Below are 21470 nucleotides of genomic sequence, written 5' to 3' on the forward strand. Positions count from 1 at the left end.
CTACATTCCGATTTAAATAAAAACAGGCCAAGGTTTACCCTTGGCCTGTTTTGTTTCTATACCTTACTTCGCTTTTGGAGTGAAGGTTTGTGTGCTGCGATCTTCAGCAGCTACTGGAGCAATTTTCTCGCCTTTAGCAGTCAAATCGCGCACGTAATCGATGAACGTTTCTGTGTACAGTTTCAGTGTGTTTTCATACTTCGACTTGTCAGCAGAGACTTTACCAAAGGTTGTGTAACCGTCTTTACCACCTGCGATGTAATCGTTAGTGACCACGACTAACTCTCTGTCATCGCTAAGTGCAGACCAAGTACCATCGCCTTTCGCTTTTACTTCAACATTGTGGACTCGCTCACCGGATGGGCGATTAAAGTTGACGTCATAACGGATACCAGCTGCGTATGGATACGCACCGTCTGAACCTTTAGCGCTGTTATCGACATACTCTAAGTAAGCTTTATCTACGGCTTCGTTCAGTACTTGCTTCACTTCGGCGCCTGTCATGGTGATGTTTACCATGGTGTTATTAAATGGCAGCACTTTGGTCGCACCAGCAACCGTAAATTTACCTTGTGTGATGTTGGCACGCGCGCCGCCACCGTTTTGGATCGCTACGTCAGCACGTTTGGTTTGGGCTAGGAATGCTTGCGCTACCAAATCAGCCACTTGCGAGCCGTGTAAGGTAGTGTGATCATCACAGCCATCCGCACCATTGTGTTTTTGTTGGCCCGGTACACGTTCATAACACAGCAGTTCTGAAGATTGTGCGATCTCTTGATCCTTCATTACGTCCAATTTCTGCGTGAAGGCAGACAGCGTTTTCTGCGTTGCAGGATCGGGTGTTACCTGAAGAAGGTTTGGTTGAGCTTCTACTGCCGCAAGAACTTGCGCTAGTTCTTCGCCTTCAAGGCGCTGTTTTTTACCATTCTCGTCTTTACGCTTGAACTCTTGGCCAACTAAAAGATGTGGCGTGCCGTTACAAGCGGCAACTTTACCATTGCCGTCAAATGAGACAGAAAGCTCTCCAAGGATCTGAGTGTACTGCCACGCCTGCGCGACACACACTTGGTCACCGTCTTTATTCGTCATAAGCGTCGGGTATGCGCCTTCGCTTTTTAGGCCAACGGCTTCGAAGTCGCCAAGAAGGGTGTGGGAGTCGCCGCCGATGATTACGTCAACATCCGTTAACGCCTCTGCAAGTTGTAGGTCGTTAGAGTATTGGTAGTGAGTGAGAAGGATGATGTTAGAAATCCCTTTTGCTACCAATTCATCGATGTACTTTTGCGCGGTCTCGACTTCATCAAGAAACTGCGTTGTTTCATCTGGGTTTGATGAATTCATGGTTTTGTTTGCGATATCAATACCCACGATACCGACCTTTTGCTCACCGTATTGCTTAACGGTGTAAGGCTTGAAGTAATCGTTGGCAGAGTTTAGTGCGAGTGGAGAAACCCCTTGTTTTGGAATCACGTTAGCTGCAATGACTTCTGTTTCACATTTACCTTCGTTCATCCAATCAAGGAACTGAGCTAGGCCTGCGTCTCCATCATCAAATTCATGGTTACCCAATGCAAATGCGTCAAAACAAGCATGATTCATCATTGCCGCGTCGGCTTCGCCTTTGAAAAGTGCGTAATACAAAGTACCTGAAATTGCGTCACCCGCATGAAGCTTAAGTACATTTTCACTTGCTTCAGTGCGTTGGTTTAGCGCTGTAATCAATGCCGGGAAGCCACCAACTTCGGTGTAAGTTGACTCACCTGCCAACTTAAGCTTTTGAGAAGATGGCTCAAGGTGTGAGTGGTGATCATTGATATGTAAGATGGTTAGATCGAAAGGTGCGTTGTTCGATGTTTGCGTTGCACACCCTGAAGCGACCGCTGCTGACAGGAAGGCTAGTGCCAATGGGCTCGTTTTCATTGTTTATCCCTATAAATGAGTTCATTGAGAAGAAAACTTGATCTTCAGCTTTCGATTATAGGTTTATGATGAAAATCATCTTGGCTTGCATAAATTAGTGCGACTCACATCAAATGGAAATGTTATAACGTATCAATTATTGTGATGATCATCATTTTCGCTATTTATAAAACAACTAGTTCTGAGAAGAAAAATACGCTGAGATGTCCCTGAGATCTTGATCAGAAAGCCGAGAAAGTTGCGCTTTCATCATTTGAGCAAGTGGGCCTTTTCGCTTTCCGTCCTGATAATCCTTCATAGACTGAAACAGATACTGAGCATTTTGCCCTTTAATGTGAGGGTAAGTAGGGTTCGACGCCGTGCCATCGACACCATGGCAGAAAATGCAGCTTGGCGCTTTTATCTTACCCAGTTGAGGATCGCCAAAATTATCATTAGCAAAAGAGAGTGAAGGAATGAGGAAAACTAGGGCAAGCAGTCTTTTCATAGGGTTGCGCGTAGGTGAATTGGGATACGCTAAGAATAAAGCTTCCCCTAAGGGGAAGCTCAACATTGATTATTTGAGATAGTACGCAAGTCTTGCCAATACTTGGTCGATGTCGGCACTTGAAATGTCTTTGTGGGTAACAAAACGAATTGGATTCCCCGGCGAAATCGTAATACCGTCATGGCTTAGCTGCTTTGCAATGGTTTCGATATCAACCGAGTCATCGAGCTTTGCAAACACGATGTTGGTTTGAACAAAATCAGGGTTTACGTGGAAGCCATCTAATTTGCTCAGCCCTAGGGCCAGTTTTTTTGCGTTTTCATGGTCTGTTTTTAACTGCTCAACTTGCTCGGTTAAAGCCAGCTTTCCGGCTGCAGCGAGTATACCCGCTTGACGCATACCTCCGCCGACCATCTTACGTAAGCGACGAGCACGCTCGATGAACGCTTTGTCGCCTAAAAGCAATGAGCCGATTGGGGCGCTTAATGCCTTTGATAAACAGACCGTCATTGAGTCAAAGTGCTTGGCGATCTCTTTAACATCGACATCTAGAGCGACTGCGGCATTGTAAACGCGCGCCCCGTCCAAATGTAGCTGTAGGTTGTTTTCGTCGACAAACTGACGAGCTTGCTCTAAGTAGGATAAAGGCAGCACCTTACCGTTTATGGTGTTCTCAAGGCTCAGCAGTTTAGTGCGAGCGAAATGGGAATCGTCTGGTTTGATTGCGGCTTTAAGCTTGGCGAAATCGAGGGTACCATCTGGGTTATTCTCAATCGGCTGTGGTTGAATCGATCCAAGAACGGCGGCGCCACCCGCTTCGTATTTATAATTGTGGGCTTGCTGACCGCATAGGTACTCATCTCCGCGTTGACAATGAGCCATTAGTCCGAGTAAGTTCGCCTGCGTGCCGGAGGTGGTAAACAACGCCGCTTCAAAGCCGTGTCGCTCGGCTGCCCAAAGCTCAAGTTCATTGACGGTAGGGTCATCACCGTAGACGTCATCACCAACAACCGCTTCTGCCATTGCTTGTCTCATTGCTTGGGTAGGTTTAGTCACCGTGTCTGAACGAAAATCCATTGTGTTTGCTCCTATATATAGCCACATAGCTTGGCTTTACTGACGCACGCTATTGTTTTGGCATCAGTGATTTCGCCGTTAATTATTTTTTGTTCGAGTTCTTGTAAAGAGAGCGCCAATACTTCAATGACCTCGTCTTCATCACATTCAAAGCGACATGTCTTTTCTAGCCCTTTCGCGACATACAGATATTGGATTTCATCGCAAAAACCCGCTAATGGCGTGACTTGACCGAGTGAAAACAGTTCGTGAGCACTGAAACCGGTTTCCTCTTCTAGCTCTCGTTTGGCACATTCTTCGATGTGTTCCGCATTTTCAATGGTTCCGGCGGGTAACTCCAATAACCATTTCTTAAGTGAGGGGCGGTACTGATTGATGATGATGATATTTCCATCGTCAGTGATCGGTAGGATGACGGTTGCGCCAGGGTGGCTGATGGTCGTGTGCTGAATTGTTTTGCCGTTTGGCAAGGTATGCGGCTCTTCAATAAGAGAGATGCGCTTCCATGTGTGGATCGTGTGTCCAGATTGAGGTGATGTCATTTTATTTTTTCTTTACAACTAACGCTGGCAATACCTTAGCGAGTTATGAGGACTAAAGGAAGAACTATGCAAAATACAAATGCGTTTCATCTAAGTCTTACAGTGATAAATATCGCAATAATGGAAACATTGTTTTCAGGTCGTTACACGATAAATGCTTTTGATATAAAGATTTGTCCTATTTAGAAATTGCACTTGTAACAAAGTGATAACAAATGTATAAAATTATACATACACACTGTCTGGTTAAACTCAGAGGAGCGCATAATGATTAAACCTACTCAGGTATCCCACTCTCAAAAAGCGTTACTCTCTGAGAGAATTAATAAACTTGCGCAGGCTTTATCTGATGGCGTTTATGAGCGTGAAGATACCATTAAACTCTGTTTACTTGCAGCGCTGGCAGGAGAGAGCGTTTTCCTCCTCGGGCCTCCGGGTATCGCTAAGAGTCTCATCGCCAAACGCCTTATCCAAGCATTCGACAACTCCTCTTACTTTGAATACCTAATGACCCGATTCTCTACACCGGAAGAGGTGTTTGGTCCACTGAGCATTCAAGAACTCAAAGATAACGGTCGTTACTTACGTTTAACCGAAGGATACTTGCCAACCGCTCAGGTCGTTTTTCTGGATGAAATCTGGAAAGCGGGCCCTGCTATTTTGAACACATTACTTACTGTGGTGAATGAGAAGACGTTTAAGAATGGCAGCGATATTGAGCGCGTACCTATGCGCTTGTTGGTCTCAGCGTCGAATGAACTTCCAGACGAAGACAGCGGTCTTGAGGCGCTCTATGACCGTATGTTGGTCCGTGTTTTTGTTAACCGAATTCAAAACAAACAGAACTTCAAATCAATGCTCACCGTGGGTACGCCTCAAGAAGCGCAGATTCCTGAGGGGCTGGCTATTACAGACGAAGAGTACCACCAATGGCAGGGTGAGTTAGAAAACCTCGCTTTGACGGATGAGGTCTTTGAAAAACTATTTGAACTGAAGAGTTTGCTCGAACAAGCGGCATCAGAGTCAACTGGTGTCGACATTGCCGATACCGATATGTATGTGTCTGACCGCCGTTGGAAGAAGGCCGTTAAACTGCTTAAAGCCAGTGCTTACTTTAATGGTCGTGACGCTATCAACCCTCTGGATTTACTGCTGCTGCAAGATTGTTTGTGGAACAGCCCAGAATCGCGCGAAGTTGTGCGTAATGTCGTTAAAGAGTTTGCTTTGAAGCATGCCTTTGACCAACAAGATGTCGAGCAGCAAATTAGCTTGTGTCGTGAAGAACTTGATGACATTCAGGAAGAGTTGGAATCTGAGTTCGGTATTATGCTTTCGTTAGAATCAAGCACTGGATTGTTGAAGAAGCAGGTCAACAGCTACGATATTTCTGGAGCTAAGAGTTACAAGGTCGGCAGTGCTTTTGACCTCGTTAAACTGGTGTTGCTTCAGAGCAATATGTCGGTTTCTGAATCTGAGAAAGGCGACAGTCGTTGGGTTTACGTACCAAAAAATGAGCTTGAACGCGTTATCAAGGAAGGTCATGGTGATGTGTATGGTTACGTTAACCAGAACACCAATATGTGCCGTCTTCGATTTGATGTCGATGCTGCAAATAACTTAGTCATTAAAGACATCGCTAATCGTGCCGTGCTGGTTTCGGTAGTTACCAACAAAGGGTTAGACGCATCACTGTATCAAGAGTGGCTTACTAAAGCGGAGCAAGCGATGGCTCAGCTTGATCATGCAGAGCACCACCTTCGTAAAGTGCGTTCTAACTTCCATGGCGCCCTGCCTCACAATTTTATTGATCCTGAGTTGCCTCGCGCAATGGAAGCGAGTCTGCAGCACATTCAGCAAGTTTTAGAATCAACCAAAACCGAGTGTGAACGTACGGTTTTCCGCTTTAAAAACCTAGACCAATTCTTCTCGTAAGGGGTGTAAATGTTAGGCGCAGACGGATTAAACCTCGCATTAATGATTGCCGATTCAGGCATGATTGATTCAGCGGTCAATGACTTGATGGCTCGCTCGCAGATGATGGTTGTCACAGAGAACCGCGGAGTTAAGTCTTCGGTAAAAAACCATCTGCTTAAATGGCGCGGTAGCGTGAAAAAGCGCATTACCCGAGTGTGTGAAACTGAGCGTTTCCAACAAGAGCTCGCCCTTTATCAAGAAGTGATTTATTGGAACGAAGAGCAGTTTTTCGAACAGATCCCAGACGTCATTAAAAAGTTAGAGTGGCACTCTGCGTTTTATTTGCAGGCGCGCCGTATGATCGAGAAAAACAAAGGGGTTCATAACCCTATGTTTCCGCACTATTTTTGCGACCAGTGGTACAAGAGCTTGTCTGATGCGATTCGCCAAGCTCAGTTAACGGAGTTGGAAGCGAACAAAGAGAAAGTCCTTAAGGATCTTTACCAACGCATGGAAACCATGAAAAACATGGACAAGGTAACAGAAGAGGGGGACGAAGGTAGTGTGGGTCGGTTGTGGGATATGGCGTCGGCGAAACTGAGCCGGACAGATCTATCGGTGATGAAGCGCCATGCCGAGTTTTTGCAAAAACATCAAGGCTTACAAGATATTGCTGAGAAGCTTGGTCGGATGGCCGGTCAGGTTGACGATCCTGACCTCAATCGTGCGCCAGCTGAAGAGCTTCAGATGGTCGAAGAGAAGTCTGATAGGGCGACTGACGACATTGTCGGAATTCATGAAAGCGACGATTTGAATAAGTTGTTACCTAACGAGACGATGTTTTTGGCTTATCCTGAACTAGAGGTTGTGTTCTACAAACATTTGGTCGACAAGCGTTTGATGAACTACAAGATGCAAGGTAAATCTCGCACACTGCGCAAAGTGAAAGCACATCGCCCTGATAACAAGCAAGTCGATGTCGAAAAAGGGCCTTTTATTGTTTGTGTTGACGCATCAGGCTCAATGAGCGGATTTCCAGAACAGTGTGCTAAGGCAATGGCTTACGCACTGATGCAGATAGCTCTGGCAGAAGATCGTGATTGTTATGTGATTCTTTTCTCTACTGAGCAGATTACCTATGAGTTAACCAAGCAAGATGGATTGCGTGAAGCCAGTGACTTTCTTACGTACAGCTTTCATGGTGGTACCGACCTTGAGCCGGTGTTAATGAAATCGATCGATTTAATGTGTGGTGATAAATACAAAAACGCTGATATGGTGGTGATTTCAGATTTCATTGCTCCAAAACAATCTGATGAGATGGCTCGACAAGTGGATCAACTCAAGGCACAAAAGAATCGATTTCATGCCATCAGCTTATCAAAATACGGTAATCCTGAACTCATGACGATGTTCGATCATTGTTGGTCGTATCACCCGAACTTGATGGGGCGATTCATGAAGAAATGGTAATCGGAGTAAAACGAAAAAGGAGCTCATTGAGCTCCTTTCGTTATATTGCCAATGGCATTTGATCGTTGGAAGGGTCTTGTTTGCGGTAAACACGAATCAAACCAACCAGCGCCAGAACAGACATCAGTAACATCAGTGCACCCAGTGGCATTTGATTGTTGGTCGGAATCAGTGACGCGGCGAGTGTGGCTAAGCCAGCCCCAAGATTTTGCATTCCACCTAATACAGCGCCGCCTGTTCCAGCATGGTAGGGCAGAGGAGACAAAGCACCTGTTGTTGCCGCAGGGAACAGAACACCAGCGCCAAGGAAATACACAGTCGCACCGCCAACCAGCGTCAAAGCACTTGTGCTCCCCATTAAACCCGGCACCAATACGATCAAAGAACCGCTCAAGATCGCAAACAATCCAAAGATTAACGTACTTTTCTCACTCTTTTTCGCGGCAATTAGGCTCGATAATGCAGCTCCAACTAAGTAACCGGGAATCGGTAATACGAACAGCAGGCTTACAGTAGTCGCAGGGAGGCCTAATACGCCCCCTAACAATACGCCTGCTGCAGCCTCGAAAATTGCCACACCAGAGAAGGTCGCGATTAGACAGATCAAATAGCCTTGGAATCGACGATCTGACAGTACATAACGGTAGCTATCTGTAACGCGCTCGTAGCGGCGCTTCTCTTTAGGTAGGGTCTCTGCAAAGCTGGTCATCATGGTGATTACCACGGCAATGCCAAACAGAGCTAGGAACATATAGCTTGAGCGCCAATCGAACGCTTCAGTAAGGTAACCCCCTAGCACTGGTGCCAACAGCGGTGAAAAGATGACACACATGCTGATTAGGCTGTTCACTTTATGCAGTTCCGCACCTGAGAAAATGTCACGAGTTAATGTGCGTGACATCGCACCGCCGCATCCGATACCTAAGCCCTGGACAAAGCTACCCGCGAGGAACCATTCATATTGGTGGGCGAATAAGGCCATGATGGTGCCAGCAATGTAGATAACCAAGCCTGCCACGATAATGGGCTTGCGACCTAATCGATCAGAGAGAGGGCCGTAAACAAATTGCGATAAGCCATAAGGAATCAAGTAACAGGCCATGACGGCTTGTAGAGCCGCAGGGGAAACCAAAAACTCGTTCGCCATGTGACCAATTGAAGGCACATACATGGTTTGGGTCATTTGACCTACCGCGGTCAAAATAGCGATCAAGAAGGTTAATTTAATGACTTGAGAAGAAGCAGACATTGCCGACCACACCTAAATTTAAAGCGCAAAAAACAATAACTTTGCCGTAGCAAAGCTAATCTAAATAAAAAATAAGGGAACTTTCAGGCGCGAGATATTAGAGTGAGTTAAGCACTCTGGCAATCAAAAAGTGTGATCTTGAGCAAGATAAAAATCTATAGTTTGGATTAGAAAAACTAATCCAATTTTTAATGCATTGAAGTAGAGATAATTATGCGATAGGTAGCTCTGTAAGGCACTTCCGACATAGGCAAGCATCAGCCTGTTCTACTGAACTGGTATCTCTCTGCTCTAAGGTAAAGCACCAACAGGTTTGCTTACCCTGACTAATGTCGCATACAGCAGGCTGGTTGCAACTGGGGCAAGTATGAGTGGCTGGCTTACGTTGCAGTGCTTCCATTACAGACTCACGTTCTTGTTCGGTAAGATGGCGCCAGTTGATGATTTCATCCATCGTTCGATGGCATCCACCGCAAATGCCGCCTTCATTTTTGCACGCTGCGATACAAGGAGATTTCAAAGCTAAAGTACTCATTAATGCTAAAGTGCAGAACTATAATACGAACCGAGCGAGTAGGGCAATTTTGCCAAAGAACAAAACAGCACTTTGTCGTAAATTATATTTGCAAATGATAATTATTATCACTAGTATTGGTGGCAGATAAACCAATAATAAGACGCACCACTATGATTCCTTTGCTTGCTGCCGCAGTATTTATTACTGCACTAGCCCTAAAACTCCGCTTTACACACCGCGAGCTGCAGTGCTGGCTACTAGGATTATTGATCATTGAACTGGCACTGCCCGGTAGCGTTGTTTGGCTACTTATTGCAGCGTTTATCTCAGCTCCTTTCCTAACGCGCATGAAAAACAAATTGCATTCCCATGCGGCGTTAAGAACATGTTTAGCAAGCGCGCTATTGATTACCGGCTATTTAAATTTGGGTGGTTGATAGAGCAGCGAGGTATCTTGCTTCATAAAAACGTTGCTTGAGACCAAACTTCCAAAACACACCAAGCCAAGTGCTAACCAACCAATCACATCTGGCTGTTCACTAAATACTGGAATTGCCAGAATCGTTGCTATGGCTGGTGTTGCCGCTCCGAAAGCGGCTGTCCTTTCCGCCCCCAATGTTGAGATTGCATGTAAATAGGTAAAAGCAGCAATAATACCAGCTCCAATCCCTTGCAAACTGATATGCCCAAGTAGCTCCTTCCATGGCCAATGAGACACACTGCTCGTGGCAAGGTGACTTGGCAGCACATTCGCCCCAATAAGAGCCAGCAGCACGAAAGATGAAATCAATGAGATGAATCCAGCCGTAACTAACGGATTAAGGTTCGACACTCTCGCGCAAATGGTAAATGTTGCCCACATTAAACTCCCAAGTAAGAACAGCATGTGACCCTGCAGTAAACTGCTGTCCATGTGGGTTAGGCTTTGAGCAAGAAAAGTGACAATGCCAATGACCACAAAGCTTAATCCGAAAATGCGATGCTGGCTAAGCGGCTGTTTAAATAGCAAGACTGCGATCCCGGAGACAAATAGAGGAAGTGTACCTGGAATCAGCGCACTGCCATCCGAGACAGGGGCTAACGCCATACCGGAGCCAGCAACCAAAAGGTAGGGAAGACCGCAACCAATGAACATACCTAAAAGGTAACGTTTGGGTACTAATACAATGGCTTGCTTGGACTTGATCACCAAAGGCAGTAAGACTAACGCAGGTATTAAAAAGCGAGTAAGTGCGATGTCTGCGGTCGTGAGATCAGAGTGAGCCCCACTTCTTAGTGAGAGAAAAAAGCCAGACCATAGCAGTAAGGTGGCAATCATTGCCAAATAGCCAGAAATCATAGTGATGTTATAGGTTTGTTGTATGTGAACTAATTATCAGTCGTAATGAACGGTGAAATATGGCAAAGTGAACTAATAATTGAGTAAAGTGCGCATGTATTTTCTAATAACTACGCGTAAATTGATGGAAATCGCCAAGGAATGACGATGGATAGAATTGACCGACACATTTTGTCGCTACTGCAGAAAGACGCTCGCCAATCAACGGCCGATATTGCCGATAAGGTAGGTTTATCCGCTTCTCCATGTGCGAGAAGAATCAAGAAACTGGAAGAAGATGGCGTCATTGCTGGTTATCAAGCAAAGCTAAGCAAACAGAAAGTGGGGGTCGGCATGACAGTGTTTGTTGAGGTGAGTTTGAACAATCACCAAGCAAGCTCTATCGATGCTTTTGAACTTGCTGTCCTGAATATGGAGCAAGTGACGAGTTGCCATGTGGTGTCTGGCGCCTATGATTACTTATTGGAAGTTGTCAGCCAAGATCTGATGGGGTACGAGTCCTTTACGCGTCAGCTACAGCGCTTAGATAACGTTAAAGACATTCATACCCATCTTGCGATTCGTCAGGTTAAAGAGTCGAGTGAGCTGCCTGTGTTTACTTAACGCTGCTACGGTGACGGTTGGAGTCTATATTGGGTACGTCTTCAAACTGTGATTGATTTGCATCGCAATAGACCGACACCCTATTTCGGCCAAGCGCTTTAGATTGATAGAGTGCGAGATCGGCGCGTTTCATCCAGCCTTGACTCTCTTCGAAAGGTTGAGATTGGGCAATACCGCAACTCAACGTGACTTCTTTTTGGTGAGGGTAATTCTGTTCGCGGACATTGTGGCAGATGAGAGCCATAATGGATTCTACTGAATATTGATCGATGCCATGAAACAGAAGCAAAAACTCGTCACCACCTAAACGAAACAACCGATCATCCGCGCGAGTGTTGTGATTAAGCACCCGGACGACTTCATTAATGACGTCATCTCCGACATCGTGGCCATACTGATCGTTGATCACTTTAAAATGGTCAATATCAATCATGACGATGGTGGAGTGATTGTATTGCTCTATGGCGCGCTCTAACGAAGCATGAAGCTGGTGGCGATTGAGCGCTCCGGTCAATACGTCTCTTTCAGATAGGTGCCTTAGCTCACTTTGCAGCTTTCTCACTTCTTTGACCACCACATACACAATGACAAACGTCGCGACCAATGAAAAGGCGTATCGAGCTGTGATCTCAGGATCTTGATGTGGAAACAGCGCTGCGCTAACCCCCAAAACGATGATGGTGTTGGCGATTGCCGCTGTTTTTTGTGGCAGAAGAAATACGATCGCGATAATAATCGGGAACACCCAATAGCTGGCGAGTGTGCCAAACACATCCACCGCCATTACAATCGAGATGGTCAATAAGGTAAGCGGGATGACATGACCAAACAGGCGCGAGTTGTTGTATATAATGAACGCAACTTCGAGCAGTAGGGTGATTTCGAAAGCCAGTAAGACGATACCTAACATGGTTTCGCCTATTACTATGTTTTTAATTGCAAGTGGAACAAAGATAACTAACGTGAGAGCGGCAATAAACTTAAGGACTTGCTTTTGTTTGCCTATATCAAGGATGGCGTCACCAGGCTTGTGCTCGAAAACTCTCAATTTCACCATACAGCCCCTTGAATTAGACGAAATCTGAGTGCCAGGGCCGAAGAAACGGTGCCCTTGCAAAGCTCATTGGCATAATTAAAACATTAGACCAAGGTTTTGAGATTTCAATCAGGACGGCTTATTCAGGCTTGGTAATGCTGCCAAGTTCAAGAACTGGCGCTACTTCAATATCTTCCGCATTCATCATGGATGAAATTCGCTGTACAGATGAAAGTAACAGCGACTGCTCCCACTCTTCAAGCTGTTGAAACTTATTGATGAAGTTTTGTTGCAGTGGCATTGGTGCTTCACTCAACACCTCCAACCCTTTTTCGGTCAGATGAGCGTGGACTTTACGCTTATCTTGGACGCTGCGAACCCGCTTGACCAGATCATTACGTTCTAGGCGGTCAAGAATCGTGGTTGCGGTGGCTTGGCTCATGTTGGTGTGATTAGAAAGTTCACGGATCGTCACTTCACCTAGCTCTTTGATGGAACGCATCAAAATAAGCTGAGGACCTGTTAAACCAGACTCTTTACTTAATCGTTTTGAGTGTAAGTCGATAGCGCGAATAATTTGGCGAATTGATACGAGAACTTCTTCGTGCTTTTCCAATGTTTTTCCTTAGTGAGCAAGCGTTAGGAGGCGAGAAAATACATCAAAATTAACTGTAATTGAAGTGTAAAAACCATTCCAAATTCAGTTTAGCGACATCGGCTGTCATTTCATTCCTCGCGCCAGTTTTCAATATAGCTCGGCAAATGTTTAGTATTCGAAACGTATAGTGAAAAGTGACGATATCACTCTTGTACGATATTTCCACAAATAAGATAAAAACTGGTGATAAAGTAAACATTTAAGTCGGTATTACTGGCAACTGACTGCTGAAGGCGTACAATAATGTGTATTCGATCATGTTTTTAGATGGAAGAAATTAATTTCATCACTAATGATTTTTCTATCTGAAAGCTTGATTAAGGATCGATCTTCGTTAAGAGAGGAAAAATGACAAAAGGTATTGATAAGTACAGTATCGATAGTACCGACTACACCGTTGGTCAAGATAATGTACAAAAGTGGGGGTTTGACGTACACAACCCCGTATTTGGAGTGAGTGCTGGCTTTATCGCTCTATTCTTAGTGGCTGCGCTGGTTATGGACTCGGCAACCGCAAAAGCAGCGCTTGATGGACTCAAGTGGCAAATCATTGGTAGCTTTGATTGGCTGTTCATTTGGTCTGGCAATATCTTCGTTGTATTCTGCCTGGCTTTGATTGTCTCTCCACTCGGTAAGATCCGTTTAGGTGGCCAAGACGCAACCGCAGACTATTCGTTTATCTCATGGCTCTCAATGTTATTTGCTGCCGGTATGGGTATCGGCTTGATGTTCTGGAGTGTGGCTGAGCCAGTTGCCTACTTTACCGGTTGGTATGAGACGCCACTTGGTGTCGAGGCGAATACCGCGGAAGCTGCGAAGCTCGCTATGGGCGCGACCATGTTCCACTGGGGTCTACACCCTTGGGCGATTTACGGTATTGTTGCTCTTTCTTTAGCTTTCTTTGCTTATAACAAAGGCCTACCTCTATCTATTCGTTCTATTTTCTACCCGCTACTTGGCGATCGCGCTTGGGGCTGGGCTGGACACATTGTTGATATCCTTGCGGTTCTAGCAACGCTATTTGGCCTTGCGACATCCCTAGGCTTAGGCGCACAGCAAGCCGCAAGTGGTATTCACCACGTATTTGGTATTGAAGCTGGTCTTGGCTTACAAATCGTCGTGATCACTGTGGTTACTTTATTGGCGGTTGTGTCGGTAATTCGTGGTATCGATGGTGGTGTTAAGGTAGTGAGTAACATCAACATGATCGTTGCTTTTGTGCTGCTGATTTTGGTTGCGTTAATCGGTTACGCTGTCGCGTTTGGTAACATCGGCACCACCTTGATGGCCTACGTAGAAAACATTATTCCACTAAGTAACCCGCACGGTCGTGAAGATGAAGCTTGGTTCCAAGGTTGGACTGTATTCTACTGGGCTTGGTGGATTTCTTGGTCACCATTTGTTGGTATGTTTATCGCGCGCGTGTCTCGTGGCCGTACGGTACGTGAGTTCATTACTGCCGTTCTTCTCGTACCGACTGCTGTGACTTTGCTTTGGATGTCTGTCTTTGGTGGCATTGCCATCGATCAAGTGATCAACAACGTTGGTGAGCTGGGGGCGAATGGCCTAACTGATGTCTCTCTAGCCATGTTCCAGATGTTTGATGTACTACCAATGGGAACCACGCTTTCTATTATTGCTGTTGTGTTGGTACTGGTGTTCTTCATTACTTCATCAGACTCAGGCTCATTGGTTATCGACAGCATTACTGCGGGCGGTAAAGTTGATGCTCCTGTCCTTCAACGTGTCTTCTGGGCATTTATGGAAGGGGCGATTGCGGTTGCACTGCTTTGGATTGGTGGCACAGAAGCGATTCAAGCATTGCAAGCGGGGGCTATTTCAACCGCTTTGCCATTTACGATTGTGTTGCTTCTAATGTGTGTGAGCCTTCTAATGGGCATGCGTACCGAGAAATACGACCGATAGTAGCGCAAAGCTTGGGTTAAAAAGGGATGCTTAGCATCCCTTTTTTTATGTTTCAAAGTTAGGTAGTAACACTTACATCAGCACTTTTTTGGCTCACTTCTTTATTGTTCAACGCGTTAAAATAACCCTTCTATTAATAGATGGCTGACGACAAGAATCTTCGAAAAATTAACGATATTTCAGATAAATAGCTGCTACATTTGTATTTATAAAAAGTATAAGTTTTTGGAAGCAAGGACGCAAAATTGCTTCTTATAAATATCTAATGGCTAGGGAATCAAAATATGAACATGAAGTGGATTAGAGAAGTGTCCATAGCGGCACGTGCATGGTCGATATTAGCATTGTTTGCCGTTGGCTTGTTGGTCAACACTTATCTGAATATCGACAAATCTCGTGAAAATATGAGGGAGAACTACGAGCGTGGTGTTACGACTCTTGTGGAGTCAGCGGTCGGAGTGGTAGACCACTATTACCAGCTGCATCGCTCTGGTCAGTTGACTGAAAATGAAGCGAAAGGCCAAGCACTGCAAGCCATCTCCGCGATGAGGTTTGATGGTGATAACTATATCTTCGTTGGTGATGCGCAAGGCGTCCAATTGGCAACGGGAGTGCTCTCTTTGTTGGGTAAGAACATCATGTCGCTGCAAGACAGTGAAGGGCAATACTTTGTAAGAAACCTCTATCAGCAAGCACGTAATGGCGGTGGATTTGTTGATTATACTTGGCGAAACCCAGATAAAGAGACTTTAGACCCAAAGACCAGTTACGCCGTACAGTTTGAACCATGGCAGTGGATGATTGGCTCTGGAATGAACATGGTTGCTTTGCAGGCCGCGACCGCTCGCTCTGAAATCGCCTCCATAACTTACGCTGTTGGGATACTTGCGGTTCTTTCCATCATGATCGGCTTTTTCATTAAAACCATTACTTCTCCTATCAAGCGTACTGTTAGAGCGATGAAAGACCTTTCTAAAGGGGAAGGTGACTTAACACAAAGGCTTCCCGAAGAGGGCAGCTCTGAGTTGATTCAGCTATCTCGGCACTTCAACCAATTCGTCGCTTCCGTTCAAGGTATTATGCTGAATATCAGCGATGCTGGTAGCCAGGTTTCTAGTGCCGCAAGCCAACTCTCTACGTCGGTACATCATATTGATGAAAGTTTGAATCAGCAGCAGTCAGATGTGGATATGCTTGCAACGGCAATGACCGAAATGCTAGCGACCGTTGAAGAGGTGGCCAGCAGAACGGTAGAAGCGAATGACGCCAGCCGACAAGCCGCTTCAGAAGCGAACAGCAGCCACGCTATCATTAGCGAGAATGTTGAAGAAGCCAACCAGCTAGCGAGTCAGATTGAATCAGCAAGTCACGTTGTCCAGCAACTTGCCAACGATGCACGTAACGTTGATACCGTATTAGAAGTGATTCGAGGGGTTGCAGAGCAAACGAATTTACTTGCCTTAAACGCGGCTATTGAAGCGGCAAGGGCGGGTGAGCAAGGCCGAGGTTTCGCAGTTGTGGCCGATGAAGTGCGCAGCTTGTCTTTAAGAACGCATGAATCCACCTTAGAGATTCAAAACATTGTTGAGAAGCTTCAGCAAGGCGCTGAGAACATTGTCACGGTGATGAACCAAGGTACCCTAAAGGCCGGTAATGCGTCTCAGCTCTCGACGCAAGCGGGTAATGCTCTTAACCGGATTAATAAGGAAGTGCATACCATTGAAGAGATGAACCAACATATCGCGACCGCGGCAGAAGAGCAAACCGTTACGGTGAATGATATTAACCGCAACGTGGTCAGCTTAAATGACATGGCATCAAGTGTGTCTGAAGAGTCAAATCAGATGGCAAGCTCGAGCCAAGAGTTGCGCAATGTGTCTGAGAACCTGATGACAATGATCAATCGCTTTAAGTTAGCCTAGCTTGTTGCTTCAGAGTGGTGTGGTAGAATCTCGACAAATTTTCAATCTAAGCCGTAAATGAGACATTTAAAAACGACCACACACCCTGATATTGGGCATTTAGACGATAAGATCGTGTTCACACGCAACGCTGCGCGAGCCATTGTTGTGGACGGGGAAGATATTCTCTTACTTTATACAGAGCGTTACCACGATTACACCATTCCTGGTGGCGGGTTAGATGAGGGCGAAGATGTCATTGCGGGTATGGTTCGTGAGCTTGAAGAAGAGACGGGCGCACAGAATATTCATGGCATCAAGCCCTTTGGTATTTATGAAGAGTTTCGCCCTTGGTACAAGGACAACGCAGACGTCGTTCATATGATTTCTTATTGCTACACCTGTAAGATCAATCGTGAACTTGGTGAAACCTCTTATGAGGACTACGAAATCAAAAATGGTATGAAAGCGGTGTGGATGAACATTCATGATGCGATTGCTCACAACGAAAAGACCATGGCAGAGAGTCCAAAAAAAGGCATGAGTATCGAGCGGGAAACCTTCTTGCTCCATTTGATTGCTAAAGAGATGCTCTAACAATAAAAGCCTGCGAAACCGCAGGCTTTTTTGATCTACTTGACGAGGTGAATAACGTTGTCTTGTGCGCCAAAGAATACGCTAAACTCATGCTGGTTAGTGACTTTGCTTCTGTTTTGCGCTAACAGCAAATGCTTATCGACAGAGGTAATGAGTTTATCAATGCTGGTCGGTTGGTCTTGAACATAACTCGAACCGCCGAAACACAAGGTGATGGGGAGCTCACTGCGTTGTTCAACGTGTTCGCAAATTCGCTGACAAATTGAGCTGGCTTCTTGTTGGTCAGTATCAAGCAGGGCAAGATAGAAATTATCATCTTTACCCCGCGCTACAACGTCTGACTTTCGAATGAGATCTTGTGACACCGCGGCAAAAGTTTGTAATACCTGGTTGCCAAACTCATATCCGTAGCGCTGATTGATGCCATTCAGATCTTTTACATTGGCTTTGAGAACCAGTACTGAAGAGTGATTACGCTGACATTGCGCAACCATGCGGTCGAGCTCTTCAATAAACGTTTCATAGGTATAGAGATCGGTCAGACTGTCTTTGATTTCCATTAAGCAGCAATATCGTTTTACGTCTTCCAGCTCCTTGTGATGGATAAAGTCCGTCACCAACATCATGTCAAACTGAAGGCGTTTACTGAGCGCATCAAGCGTGCTCTTATCATCGGTAAATTGCTCAAACCTGTTTAACACCTGTCGATGGAGCTCGAAGCCAATCATGCTATACGTGCTGAGGTTGCATTGCTGATTGGTGAGATCCAATGCATGCTTCGCCAAGCGATCAATATAGGTTTGGTCGAAGGTTTGATTGAACAACAAGTGAATGTACTCGTTTAGTGCGTTATGGGTTGAAAAATGGGATAACACTGCACTGATTTGTTCGCTGTGCTGAAACTGTTCCAATAAAGCACGATAAATACCATCACTGAAGTCTTCTTGAGCCTGAGCTGGGATAAGGGCCTGCCACTTTTGGCACGTATCGGTGCTACAGCGAAACATAGTGAGGCGTGCTTCTAGTTCTACCAGCCCAAATTCAAGTAGTCCATTCGATTGAATCATCTCGCTCCTCGCTATACTTCTGATTGAATACAATACAGAATATCACTCCGTTAATGGAAGGCAAATGTAAACTTTGTGTTTGGTAGAGAATTTGCTGTATACAAAATTGCTTGGCCTTCTATACTTATCCAAGTAATTGAATTATTAATACTAATAGTTTCGTAGTGACAATAGACCTCACGAGTAAGGGAAGAACATATGGGGAAGATAAGCAGGATTGTGCTTGGATGTACCTTGTCGATGACAACGTATTTCAGTTATGCCGATGTGATTGAGACAGACGTTTTAGTCGGCTTTGGAGAGGCAAAGTACAAGAGTGGATTTACGCACTTCGATTACGTTAACCCCAATGCCCCTAAGTATGGTTCGGTGACCTATGGTCAAGTGGGTACTTACGATAACTTCAACCGTTTTGCTTCCCGTGGTGTGTCAGCCGCAGGCTCAGGTGAGATGTATGATTCTCTGATGTATTCACCCAGCGATGAGATAAACGCCTACTACCCGCTAATCGCCAAACAAGTTCGTTACTCTGACGACTACAAATGGTTAGAAATTGATATTAACCCTAAAGCTCGATTCCATGACGGCGAACCAATCACCGCACATGATGTCGCTTTTACCTTCCGTAAATTGTTTGAACAGGGTGTTCCGCAGTATCGAATTTATTACAAAGATATCAAATCCGTCACAGCGAAAAGTGACCTAACGGTACGCGTAGAAATGTCGACGCCAAACCGGGAAAAACTGTTTCAATTTGCGCAGACGACACAAGTATTGCCAGAACATTTTTGGAAAGACAAAAATTTAGCTGAGCCGCTATCTACTCCACCAGTGGGAAGCTCTGCTTATAAAGTAAGCGCGTATAAATCAGGCCAAAGTGTGACTTATGAGCTGGTTGATGATTACTGGGCGAAAGACTTACCCGTCAATGTAGGGCGGAAAAACTTCCAGACCGTTACTTATGATTATTACCGTGATGAAACGGTTATGTTGGAAGCGTTCAAAGCGGGTGAGTTCGATTTCAGAATTGAAAACGTCGCTAAGTTCTGGGCCAACTCCTACAACGGCGTAAACTTTGATAAAGGTTACATCGTGAAGGAAGAAATTGCCCACGAAAAACCGGCTAACACTCAAGCCTTTGTGTTCAATACTCAGCACAGCTTGTTTAAAGATTCGAAAGTTCGAGAGGCACTCACCTATGCGATGGACTTTGAGTGGATGAACCGCAACATGTTTTACAACCAGTACACGCGGACTCGAAGCTATTTCCAAAACACCGAGTATGAAGCGAAAGGCCAACCGGATAATGACGAGTTAAAGGTGCTTAATCAGTACAAAGAAAGTTTGCCACCTCGTCTATTCACACAAGAGTTCCAACCTCCGGTAACCGATGGCTCGGGACGAATTCGGATTCAAATGCGTACTGCATTTAAGTTACTGAAAGAAGCCGGTTGGGAGTTAAACAACAAGGTGATGACCAATAAAGAAAACGGTCAACCTTTTACCTTTGAATTGCTGATTTATAGCCCCACGACTGAACGTATCGCCATTCCTATTCAAAAGAACCTGAAACGAATGGGCATCGAGATGAAGATCCGCACGGTTGACACTACTCAATACATCAAACGTCTGCGTGATAGAGACTTCGATATGATCTCGTCCGCTTACTCCGCTAACCCTTATCCAGCGCCGAACTTAATGTTGGTGTGGAACTCAAACTTTATCGATTCCACGTACAACACAGCGGGCGTGATTGATCCTGTGATTGATAGCCTAACGGAACAAATTGCCAACAGTCAGGAAAACCCTCAAGCGTTACTGACTTTAGGGAAAGCATTGGACCGCGTCCTACAGTGGAACTTTTACATCATTCCGCAGTGGCACTTAAGCAAATACCGTGTTGCGATGTGGGATAAGTTCGAGCGCCCAGACGTGATGCCGAAATACGATCTAGGGCAAGATACTTGGTGGATTTCGAAAGACAAAGCCGCCAAGTTGCCTGAAAAACGTCAATAAATCAGAAAGGAACAAACAAGCCTCCTAGTCAATGCTAGGAGGCTGGCAAGTCGAGGGAGCAATGGCCGCCTATATATTCCGACGATTACTGTTGGTAATCCCCACCTTGTGGGCAATCATTACAATTAATTTCTTTATTATTCAGATCGCACCGGGAGGCCCTGTCGAGCAAGCTATTGCTCAAATGGAAGGTCATACTTCTGGGATTATGGAGCGCTTCAGTGGTGGCGGTAGTGAAGTCGATGTCAGTTCTGAACAGGACTCTGTTAGCGGTTATAAAGGCTCTAGAGGGTTAGATCCAGAAGTCGTTGAGGCGATAAAGAAACAATTTGGCTTTGACAAGCCGCTGCATGAACGTTACTTCGACATGCTTAAGAACTACGCCACTTTTAACTTTGGTGAGAGCTTGTTTAAAGGAGGCAATGTGATCGATCTCATTGTCGAACGTCTGCCTGTTTCCATCTCTCTTGGGCTGTGGAGCACCTTGATCATTTACTTGATCTCTATACCACTTGGCATCATGAAGGCCATACACCATGGCTCTCGATTTGATGTATGGTCGAGTGCGGTAGTGATTGTTGGGTATGCTATTCCCGGATTTTTGTTTGCGATTATCTTAATCATTTTATTTGCGAGCGGTAACTATTTCAGTTGGTTCCCACTTCGCGGTTTAGTGTCGAGTAATTTTGACCAGCTTAACTGGTATGAGCAAATCATCGATTACTTTTGGCATTTGGCGTTACCGATCTTTGCTATGGTGATCGGTGGATTTGCCACTTTGAGCATGCTAACGAAAAACTCATTCCTCGATGAAATCAACAAGCAGTACGTGGTTACCGCAAGGGCCAAAGGGCTGGATGAACGGAGCATTCTGTACAAGCATGTCTTTAGAAACGCCATGTTGATCATTATTGCTGGTTTTCCAGCGGCATTCATCAGCATATTTTTCACCGGTTCGATGTTGATTGAAGTGATGTTTTCGCTAGAAGGGATCGGTCTACTGGGTTTTGAGTCTACCATTCAGCGCGATTATCCGGTTGTGTTTAGCTCGCTCTATATCATGACCTTACTTGGGTTGATTCTAAGTATTATCTCGGATTTGACGTACACCTGGGTCGATCCACGTATTGATTTCGAGGCGCGTTAAC

19 protein-coding genes are annotated in these 21470 nt (G+C 45.3%); 9 read left to right on the plus strand and 10 right to left on the minus strand.

The window, feature by feature from the left end; genetic code table 11:
* Positions 1–63 precede the first annotated feature (63 nt).
* The 4 genes from RH45_RS05680 to RH45_RS05695 all read right to left on the minus strand — a co-directional run bounded on the left by RH45_RS05680 (position 64) and on the right by RH45_RS05695 (position 4026).
* The gene (locus RH45_RS05680) at positions 64–1920 is read right to left on the minus strand and encodes a 5'-nucleotidase C-terminal domain-containing protein (protein WP_008074845.1); all 1857 of its coding nucleotides are present in this window, start codon (positions 1918–1920) and stop codon (positions 64–66) included.
* A gap of 175 nt (positions 1921–2095) precedes the next feature.
* A complete protein-coding gene (locus RH45_RS05685) occupies positions 2096–2407 on the minus strand; it encodes a c-type cytochrome (protein WP_008074847.1) in 312 nt (103 codons plus the stop codon).
* Positions 2408–2476: 69 nt separating this feature from the next.
* Positions 2477–3484, minus strand: a complete 1008-nt coding sequence (gene ltaE / locus RH45_RS05690; protein WP_008074850.1) for a low-specificity L-threonine aldolase — start codon at positions 3482–3484, stop codon at positions 2477–2479.
* Between the two features lie 11 nt (positions 3485–3495).
* Positions 3496–4026: an NUDIX hydrolase gene (locus tag RH45_RS05695; protein WP_008074852.1), complete on the minus strand. Its 531-nt coding sequence runs from the start codon at positions 4024–4026 to the stop codon at positions 3496–3498.
* Positions 4027–4293: 267 nt separating this feature from the next.
* Between RH45_RS05695 and RH45_RS05700 the strand changes: the two genes are divergently transcribed.
* Positions 4294–5958: an ATPase RavA domain-containing protein gene (locus RH45_RS05700; RefSeq protein ID WP_008074854.1), complete on the plus strand. Its 1665-nt coding sequence runs from the start codon at positions 4294–4296 to the stop codon at positions 5956–5958.
* Positions 5959–5967: 9 nt separating this feature from the next.
* Positions 5968–7413, plus strand: coding sequence for an ATPase RavA stimulator ViaA (gene viaA, locus RH45_RS05705; RefSeq protein ID WP_008074856.1), 1446 nt, complete (start codon positions 5968–5970; stop codon positions 7411–7413).
* A 40-nt stretch (positions 7414–7453) separates the two neighbouring features.
* Here viaA and emrD read toward each other — a convergent pair whose 3' ends face one another.
* Positions 7454–8662 (minus strand): multidrug efflux MFS transporter EmrD, encoded by a 1209-nt coding sequence (gene emrD / locus RH45_RS05710; RefSeq protein WP_008074858.1) that lies wholly within the window; start codon positions 8660–8662, stop codon positions 7454–7456.
* 211 nt (positions 8663–8873) lie between these two features.
* Complete coding sequence (locus tag RH45_RS22805; protein WP_008074860.1) at positions 8874–9182, minus strand: cysteine-rich CWC family protein; 309 nt, start codon at positions 9180–9182, stop codon at positions 8874–8876.
* Positions 9183–9349: 167 nt separating this feature from the next.
* Between RH45_RS22805 and RH45_RS05720 the strand changes: the two genes are divergently transcribed.
* A complete protein-coding gene (locus RH45_RS05720; protein ID WP_008074862.1) occupies positions 9350–9616 on the plus strand; it encodes a hypothetical protein in 267 nt (88 codons plus the stop codon).
* Here RH45_RS05720 and RH45_RS05725 read toward each other — a convergent pair.
* On the minus strand, positions 9595–10518 hold the full coding sequence (locus tag RH45_RS05725; RefSeq protein ID WP_008074863.1) for a DMT family transporter: 924 nt from the start codon (positions 10516–10518) through the stop codon (positions 9595–9597). The genes RH45_RS05720 and RH45_RS05725 overlap by 22 nt on opposite strands.
* Before the next feature lie 147 nt (positions 10519–10665).
* Between RH45_RS05725 and RH45_RS05730 the strand changes: the two genes are divergently transcribed.
* Positions 10666–11121: an Lrp/AsnC family transcriptional regulator gene (locus tag RH45_RS05730; protein WP_008074864.1), complete on the plus strand. Its 456-nt coding sequence runs from the start codon at positions 10666–10668 to the stop codon at positions 11119–11121.
* Here RH45_RS05730 and RH45_RS05735 read toward each other — a convergent pair.
* Complete coding sequence (locus RH45_RS05735) at positions 11114–12178, minus strand: GGDEF domain-containing protein (protein WP_008074865.1); 1065 nt, start codon at positions 12176–12178, stop codon at positions 11114–11116. The genes RH45_RS05730 and RH45_RS05735 overlap by 8 nt on opposite strands.
* Before the next feature lie 118 nt (positions 12179–12296).
* A complete protein-coding gene (locus RH45_RS05740) occupies positions 12297–12773 on the minus strand; it encodes a MarR family winged helix-turn-helix transcriptional regulator (protein ID WP_008074866.1) in 477 nt (158 codons plus the stop codon).
* Between the two features lie 390 nt (positions 12774–13163).
* On the opposite strand from RH45_RS05740, the gene RH45_RS05745 reads away from it, so the two are divergent.
* From RH45_RS05745 to RH45_RS05755, 3 genes are all read left to right on the plus strand, one after another.
* The gene (locus tag RH45_RS05745) at positions 13164–14741 is read left to right on the plus strand and encodes a BCCT family transporter (RefSeq protein WP_008074869.1); all 1578 of its coding nucleotides are present in this window, start codon (positions 13164–13166) and stop codon (positions 14739–14741) included.
* Positions 14742–15025: 284 nt separating this feature from the next.
* The gene (locus RH45_RS05750) at positions 15026–16663 is read left to right on the plus strand and encodes a methyl-accepting chemotaxis protein (protein ID WP_008074871.1); all 1638 of its coding nucleotides are present in this window, start codon (positions 15026–15028) and stop codon (positions 16661–16663) included.
* A gap of 57 nt (positions 16664–16720) precedes the next feature.
* On the plus strand, positions 16721–17239 hold the full coding sequence (locus tag RH45_RS05755; RefSeq protein WP_008074874.1) for an NUDIX hydrolase: 519 nt from the start codon (positions 16721–16723) through the stop codon (positions 17237–17239).
* 35 nt (positions 17240–17274) lie between these two features.
* Here the strand turns inward: RH45_RS05755 and RH45_RS05760 are convergent, their stop codons facing one another.
* The gene (locus tag RH45_RS05760; protein WP_008074876.1) at positions 17275–18306 is read right to left on the minus strand and encodes a GGDEF domain-containing protein; all 1032 of its coding nucleotides are present in this window, start codon (positions 18304–18306) and stop codon (positions 17275–17277) included.
* A gap of 240 nt (positions 18307–18546) precedes the next feature.
* On the opposite strand from RH45_RS05760, the gene RH45_RS05765 reads away from it, so the two are divergent.
* Both RH45_RS05765 and RH45_RS05770 read left to right on the plus strand, forming a co-directional pair.
* Positions 18547–20322 carry an extracellular solute-binding protein gene (locus RH45_RS05765; protein WP_008074877.1) on the plus strand — a complete coding sequence of 592 codons (1776 nt, stop codon included), beginning with the start codon at positions 18547–18549 and terminating at the stop codon, positions 20320–20322.
* A 61-nt stretch (positions 20323–20383) separates the two neighbouring features.
* A complete protein-coding gene (locus RH45_RS05770; RefSeq protein ID WP_008074879.1) occupies positions 20384–21469 on the plus strand; it encodes a microcin C ABC transporter permease YejB in 1086 nt (361 codons plus the stop codon).
* The last annotated feature ends 1 nt before the right edge of the window (position 21470 follow it).

Origin of the sequence: Vibrio sinaloensis DSM 21326, assembly GCF_000189275.1 — a bacterium.
GTDB classification, from domain to species: Bacteria; Pseudomonadota; Gammaproteobacteria; order Enterobacterales; family Vibrionaceae; genus Vibrio; species Vibrio sinaloensis.